Origin of the sequence: Bradyrhizobium sp. BR2003 (genome assembly GCF_009720285.1) — a bacterium.
GTDB classification, from domain to species: Bacteria; Pseudomonadota; Alphaproteobacteria; order Rhizobiales; family Xanthobacteraceae; genus Bradyrhizobium; species Bradyrhizobium elkanii.
Genome location: NZ_SMYJ01000001.1, coordinates 1 through 6468 on the forward strand (window position 1 = coordinate 1; position 6468 = coordinate 6468).

Here is a 6468-nt window from a genome sequence, read left to right on the forward strand (position 1 = left end):
TTTGTTCGAAGGCTTCGCGACGCGGCGAAGCCACGCCGCAAAAATCAATTCCGAGCAGGCGGTGTTATGCCGCCTGCTTGTTCTCACCTTGCTGGTGATCATCACGTGTGCTGATCGCAATCTGGTGCGGCTTCATCGCCTCGGGAACCTGCCGAACCAGATCGATCTTGAGCATGCCATTCTCGAACGAGGCGCCCTTCACTTGCACGTACTCGGCCAGACTGAAGGTCCGTCGGAACGGGCGCGAAGAGATGCCTTGATAGAGATATTGATGGCCGCCCTTTTCGGCCTTGCGACCCTCAACGGTCAGCGTGTTCTGCTCGGCCGTGATGGAGACCTCGTTCGGCCTGAAGCCGGCAACAGCCAGTGAGATTTGGTAGCGGTCCTCGCCGACCCGTTCGATGTCGTAAGGCGGGTAATTGTCCCCGCCGGTCCATCGGCCGGAGTCCTCGAGAAGGTCGAGCAGACGATCGAATCCAACCGTCGATCGCCACAAGGGGGCAAGATCAAGCGTGGTCATAGCCATATTCTCCTTTGAGCAACATGGATAAGAGCACTCCGTACACCTGCCGGGTGCCCGCTGACCGGGCCCTGCACCAGGCGCCCGATCGTGCCGTGCAATTGCTAGCGCGGCTACCCATGAAATTAGAAGCGGGTCGTATCGTTTCAAGGCCTTCCAGGCACTTGCGAAAGCGGCAGTGCCGCACCCATGTTTTTGTCGAATCCGGCTGAGGCGAAAGTGGAAGGACTTCCTGCCGTCCTGCTGCGCCTCAGCCGGTTCCTCCAAAGGTACTCGCCAACGAAAGTGACCATGGCAGCAGTCCGCCGCGCTCGGCGTCACCATTGGACCTCCTAGCCGGCTTGGTAGTTCGCGCGCGCAGCTCCTGGAGCTGAACCTCCCATCTTCGGTCGCGGCTGAGAAGGCCGCGACAAATGGCCTTGGTGTCGGACAGTCACGAGAGCCGCGCATCGTGAGATCTCGGAACGAAGGCTCCTGCCGGGGGGCATAGCGCTGCGCCGGCGTAGCCATGTCGGTCGAGCTGGCAGAAATCTAAGAGTAATAGGCGATCATCAACCGGTTCTGTCATCGCGCCGTTGACGGCAACTTAAAAGGTTAGCGATCACCGATGCCGGAAAGGCGACAATCAATAATGCGCCAAGCATGATGCCGACGTTCGGCGCAACATCGAGAGCATCGTGCGCGCCGATCGCTAATGCTGCTGCTGCGCCCACGGTATTGAATACTTAAGATGCATCGGACGTCCACTCCGTTCTCCATTACAACGCATAGCAACTGTGAGTGGCTGGCCTATGAGCGCTCGCTTTTGGGGTTCTAAAGCTCTCCACGGATCATGCCGATAATCTTCACAGCGTTTCGCCGGGCCCGATCTCGGCAGACCCGCGGCGAATGGAAAGTCGCGCGGGCGGCTTGGGGGACCACCCGCGCTAGTCTGGGTGGAAGCTTGGCCATCTCTGGGGGGCGCGATACATGAGGGCCAAGCCGTATTCCTCCGAGCAACTCGCGTGCCAGACGGGCGCGCGCAGCCTCCTCACGGGGCAAACATAAGCTCATGAAGCGCGGCGCTAGGTCGAAGCCATGAAAAACGTGCGGGCGGCGGGAGATCCGCCCGCACGAGTTGCGCTACGAAGCGGCTTGGGCCTCAGGAGGTCGTGATTGAGCAACCAAGCCACGCATCACTCAGCAACCGGCGTGCCAGACTGTGAAGAACCGACGACAGACCAAAAAGTTGTGCCTTTTCACGCCGCGCCAGGCAACTAGTCGAGCGGCTTCCGAACATGAATGTCGGTAACCTGACGCGGTCGTACGAGATCGGAGGGCAGTACCCAATGCTATCGTGCACAACGATCGCACCGGGTCACCGTTCAGCGTTTGCAACTGCTCCTCTTCGATCGGGCAGTTGAGCATTGCGGCCGTTGTGCCAGGATTGATCATGGTCAGCTTCACGGCTTCCATCGGGCGGCCACGGCAAACGCGCGAGTTAAATGGCTGAACCTTCGTCCCTGCGTATTCCTTGAAGATGTCACAGTTCATCTTGGTGCAGATGAACCTTTGGACGTGGAGGTTTGCCCGGACACGGCCTCGGGTCAGTGTCGCTTGCCACCGACCGGTGTGCTGTTGGCGGCGGATCAATCAGCCTCCTGCTCTGCTGCGTTGCCGCCGGCTGCACGCTTCGCGCCCTTGGTCGACTTCCGGCCAACTTTCCCGCCCGCGGTCCTGAGCTTAGGCGAGGAATCGTCATCGTCGCTCATGCCGCTCTGCACGCTCCTGTCTTGCATGCCGTTGCGAGCCCTGGCGTCGGTGGCGAGGCTTTGCGCAATGACGGAGTATGCGAGGAAAGCCGAAATGCCGCATGCGATTACAGAGGTCTTCGCTAATTTCATCCATGTCTCCTGGATCGAATTGCTCGCGAGGGAGCGATTTTGGCTTAATGCCGCTGCGCCGTTCGCTTCGCGTTGAGGGGTACGAACGGCGCGATACTCACGATGACGCCGAACCAGCTCTGTCATTTGGTTGTGTGACGTCCCGATCCGATGCTTCGCATCTTCGGGATCTGCTGACGGTTTCCAGGCTACGCCCTGACGTGGCGTGAGGTTCAAGCGATTTCTGCAGTTTGATTATCAGTCCGCCGTTCTCGGGGCCGTTCTGTGGTATCAGGCTGCTCTTCGGGGATCGTGCAGGTCTGGGCCAGTCGCTCAAGCGGCTTGACGAAGGCGTCTTTCAGCTCGCTGGCTAATAGGCCTAATTTCTCTGGCAACGTGGATTTTCGTTGGTCTGGGCAATGGTGAGCCGCTCATGCTCAGAATTCGAAACCGTCCAACGGAAGATGGCCATCGAGAGGCAGGTGTTTTGGCCTGCCTCAGATCGCATTGCTTGCCGGGCTGCCTTCGCTTGCCTCGGCGCGTTTCGTGTTGGCGGCAGGACGCGGAGGCGCTTGACTGTGCTTGCTTGCGGTGAGCCGCCCGTTCGAGCCCCCTAGACTTGGCGGAGCCGCCTCAACCATTCTCACGGCCGCCACACGCGAGGGATGATCCTTCGTTCCCTTCCTCGTCGAACAAGTTCGCGTAGGTCGGTGCTTGAAATGCGGGGTCAAGATGACGAGAGCCAGAAGCAAATCTGCCTCTTCGGTGCGCTTCGACCAGGCTGCAGCAATCTCGGCCTAGCCCACTCGTCGCGGTGGCGGATTGCGCGCTCTCGATCGTTCGTTCATGAACGATACCGCCCTTTGCGGCAGATCGTTTCTCTTTCTTCGCTGAATCGTTCCAACATCTTGTGCAACTGAACCGAGATTGGCCAGTCTTCTCCTTGAAATTGCACTTCAGCACGCGGACGCACGTGGCCTCTTTGATGGCTTGATCTGGCCGAAGACCGGCTTCGCCTCGATCGTCTGAGCCGCAACGCCGTTGATGCGACTTTCTTCCCCTGGGCTACGCCCATTCCTCGCGAGACAAGAAAGTCGCCTCAACGGCGTCCTCCGCTGTGCTCCGGCCCTTGGAACGCGGGTGCGTCGCCGATCGTCCTCGGCCTTTAGATCGCCATCGAGGCCGCGGTGGTCGCGGGCTCGAAACACAACAGGAGAAGTGACATGGCTAACATCGGTTCTTTCAAGAAGCTGGGCAACGATTTCCAGGGCGAGATTGTCACCCTGAGCCTGCAAGCCAAGGGCGTCCGTATCGTCGCCGAGGCCAACCGCTCCAACGACAACGCTCCGAGCCACCGCATCTATGTGGGCCGGGCCGAGATCGGCGCAGCCTGGTCGAAGCGCTCCGAAGAGGGCCGCGATTACCTCTCGCTCAAGCTCGACGATCCCTCGTTCAACGCTCCGATCTACGCGAACCTGTTCGACGACGAAGGCGGCGAGGGCTACACGCTGCTGTGGTCGCGCCCGCGCAAGAACGGCGAGTGAGTTGAGCCGAGTGCTGCGCCCCGCCCATCCGGCGGGGCGCGTCGCGGCTGGCGAGAGGCGGCGTACGAAGCCGCGCCGCCTTTCGAGCCGATCTCCCGGTTCGATCCCAATCCTTCAGCAAATTGTCTGAGCATGGCGACGCTTGCCTGAAACATCGCCGCGGTTTGATGGCGCCGTCGTAACGGGCGCATAAACTCGCTCGCTCGGCCAGATCCTCCTGTCATTTGTAGATCGTGGCGTTTCCGACGCAGGTTTAAAGCCACATATTGCCTTTACGTCGAAATCGCCATCAAGCGTCAAATTCGGGTTGCATATGACCAGCCGTTAAGCAAACGGCCATCATCGCCAGACTTCGATCCCCAGCGGGGACAACGGTTGAGCGAACGGGGCCGCCCCTACGGCAATACTCGTCAGCTGACCGACAGGTAGGCCTGCCAAGGACGGAACGCTGCCACGTTAAGGGTCCTGCACTCGATGGCCGCTGTGGGATTAGTGTGAAGCTGTACCACTTCGACCAGGAGTGGGCGCTACAGCGCACGTGGTACTCGCCCGAATAATTATTGCGTTGGCGCGCAACGACCCGCTTCCGAGCCTTACGAAGTGGCAGGCGTACTCTTTAGTTTCTAAAGGCGGAGAAAGTTGATGGATACAGGACAGACACAGCGGAGCGCAGGTTCCGACCCAGACCTTTTTGAAGAAGGTGAGCGGGAAAGCTACCTCACCGGCTTCAACAGTGCCGTGGCAAACTTGTTCGAAGCCTTGACTGGTTATCGGACTCCCGCCTCCTTGCGCGCGCGGATCCTGGACAACTGGGTTGCCGAAGAGGGGCAAGGCGAAGCCGAGAACCGACGACAGGGGCGCATGCGAATTAGGGCTTCGGACGATACGGGCTCGCATTCGCTAGATTTGTCCTCCCTGTCCCTGACCGCTTTGCCCACTGCCCTGCCGCCTAGGTTGCAGATACTGTACGCCAGGCACAACGAGCTAAGCAGCCTGCCCGCTACGCTCCCACCCGGTCTCCAGCATCTTCTCATTAGCCATAACCGGTTGACCAGTTTACCGGACGCTCTTCCGGCAACCCTCTCCTGGCTAGAGGTGGCCGATAACAGCTTGACCAGTCTGCCCGCCAACCTTCCGGCTGGGCTCGAGATCCTGAACGCAAACGACAACCGACTCAGTAGCCTGCCCGACGCTCTCCCGAGCAGACTCACCTCGCTCGCGGTCAGTGGAAATCAGCTGACCGAGCTCCCCGAATCCCTCCCATCGGGACTCATTGAACTCGATGTCAGCAGCAATCAATTGGCCAACCTGCCCGCCCCCCTTCCGAGCACGCTCCAATCGCTCAATCTTAGCGCTAACCAGCTGACCAGCCTGCCTGACGGTCTGGTTGATGGTCTTGTACCATTTCATAGTCTTAACTACCCGTATTTGCAGAACCTCCAGCTCGATGATAACCCGCTGCCAGACCATGTCCTCCCTAATCTGGCAGCGCTTGCAACGCCACCGCAGCTCGCACAGCAATCTTTATATGAGGCTGCCGCGCACTGGCTCGCCAACGACCAGGCGACGCTGGCCGAATGGCAGCACTTTGCGGATGAGCCAGGCGCCCAGGACTACGCACGGTTCCTGGGGAGGCTGCGCAGGAACGTGAACTACGGCAATGACGAGTTCCGGCAGGCAGTGGCTGATAATCTGCGGCAGGCGGCGGCCAATCCGAGAATGCGCGAGCAGTTTTTTGCACAGGCTTCCGAGGCCAACGAGACATGCGACGATCGTGTTACCTTGCACTGGAACGGCATGCAGACTGCGCGTCTCAACGCTGACGTCGAGGACGGAGTATATGACGATCGGCTTGGCGAACTGATTCAGCACGGCCGTATTGCATTCCGCTTGGAGGCGCTGGACGAGATCGCGCGCGATAGGGTCAACCTGCTTGCCCGCGACCACCCGAATGTGGACGACGTCGAAGTCTACCTGGCCTACCAACATCTGCTGCGCGAGCCGCTGGAGCTCAGTCACGTCGCGCCCGATATGAGCTTCCTGGCGGTCTCTGACGTAGGCGAGGACGATGCAGCGCGGGCGCTAGACCTGGTCCGGGAGCAGGAAGCCAACCAGTTCACCGACTACATGGCAGCCCGCTGGCAACCCTGGGAGACGGTGCTAAGGCGCATCGCTCCGGATGAATATGAGGCGATGCAAGATCGGTTGGTCGAAGCCATGGGCGAGGAGTTTGAGAGCCGGCTCGATCAGCGATTGGCCGAGCATGGTCTGCTCGGCGATGCGGATGCCGAGCGGGTGCTCGGCGCCCAGGTCCGAAACGAGATCGCCGTCGAAATCAAACGCGAGGTCATGCACGGTGTGCTTGCAGAACGTGGCCTTGAACTGTGAGACTTGCGAAACCGCCGCAACATCTTGCGTTCTCTCAGCCAGCGATCGCGCTGCTCACGGCTTTTCGCATTGTCTTCCGATGCCGGCTCCGGCTCGTTGTCGCGGAGCCAGATCTTGGGAATCGCCAGGTCGATGACGAAAATCGCTGTTCTCG

5 protein-coding genes are annotated in these 6468 nt (G+C 60.0%); 2 read left to right on the top strand and 3 right to left on the bottom strand.

Features of this window, described 5'->3' with window-relative positions:
* Nucleotides 1-64: 64 nt before the first annotated feature.
* The 3 genes from E2I15_RS00005 to E2I15_RS00015 form a co-directional block, all read right to left on the bottom strand.
* Nucleotides 65-520, bottom strand: a complete 456-nt coding sequence (locus E2I15_RS00005; protein WP_137483151.1) for an Hsp20 family protein — start codon at nucleotides 518-520, stop codon at nucleotides 65-67.
* Nucleotides 521-1071: 551 nt separating this feature from the next.
* The gene (locus tag E2I15_RS00010) at nucleotides 1072-1233 is read right to left on the bottom strand and encodes a hypothetical protein (protein WP_155262130.1); all 162 of its coding nucleotides are present in this window, start codon (nucleotides 1231-1233) and stop codon (nucleotides 1072-1074) included.
* Between the two features lie 915 nt (nucleotides 1234-2148).
* Nucleotides 2149-2403, bottom strand: a complete 255-nt coding sequence (locus E2I15_RS00015) for a hypothetical protein (RefSeq protein WP_137483150.1) — start codon at nucleotides 2401-2403, stop codon at nucleotides 2149-2151.
* A 1202-nt stretch (nucleotides 2404-3605) separates the two neighbouring features.
* On the opposite strand from E2I15_RS00015, the gene E2I15_RS00020 reads away from it, so the two are divergent.
* Nucleotides 3606-3926, top strand: a complete 321-nt coding sequence (locus tag E2I15_RS00020) for a DUF736 domain-containing protein (protein WP_137482980.1) — start codon at nucleotides 3606-3608, stop codon at nucleotides 3924-3926.
* Nucleotides 3927-4568: 642 nt separating this feature from the next.
* A complete protein-coding gene (gene nopM, locus E2I15_RS00025; protein ID WP_137482979.1) occupies nucleotides 4569-6314 on the top strand; it encodes a T3SS effector NEL-type E3 ubiquitin ligase NopM in 1746 nt (581 codons plus the stop codon).
* Nucleotides 6315-6468 lie beyond the last annotated feature (154 nt).

Bases quoted from the DNA above. Each gene is read 5' to 3' on its own strand.
- E2I15_RS00005 (WP_137483151.1), bottom strand. From the start codon at position 520: ATGACCACGCTTGATCTTGCCCCCTTGTGGCGATCGACGGTTGGATTC.
- E2I15_RS00015 (WP_137483150.1), bottom strand. From the start codon at position 2,403: ATGAAATTAGCGAAGACCTCTGTAATCGCATGCGGCATTTCGGCTTTC.
- E2I15_RS00020 (WP_137482980.1), top strand. From the start codon at position 3,606: ATGGCTAACATCGGTTCTTTCAAGAAGCTGGGCAACGATTTCCAGGGC.
- nopM (WP_137482979.1), top strand. From the start codon at position 4,569: ATGGATACAGGACAGACACAGCGGAGCGCAGGTTCCGACCCAGACCTT.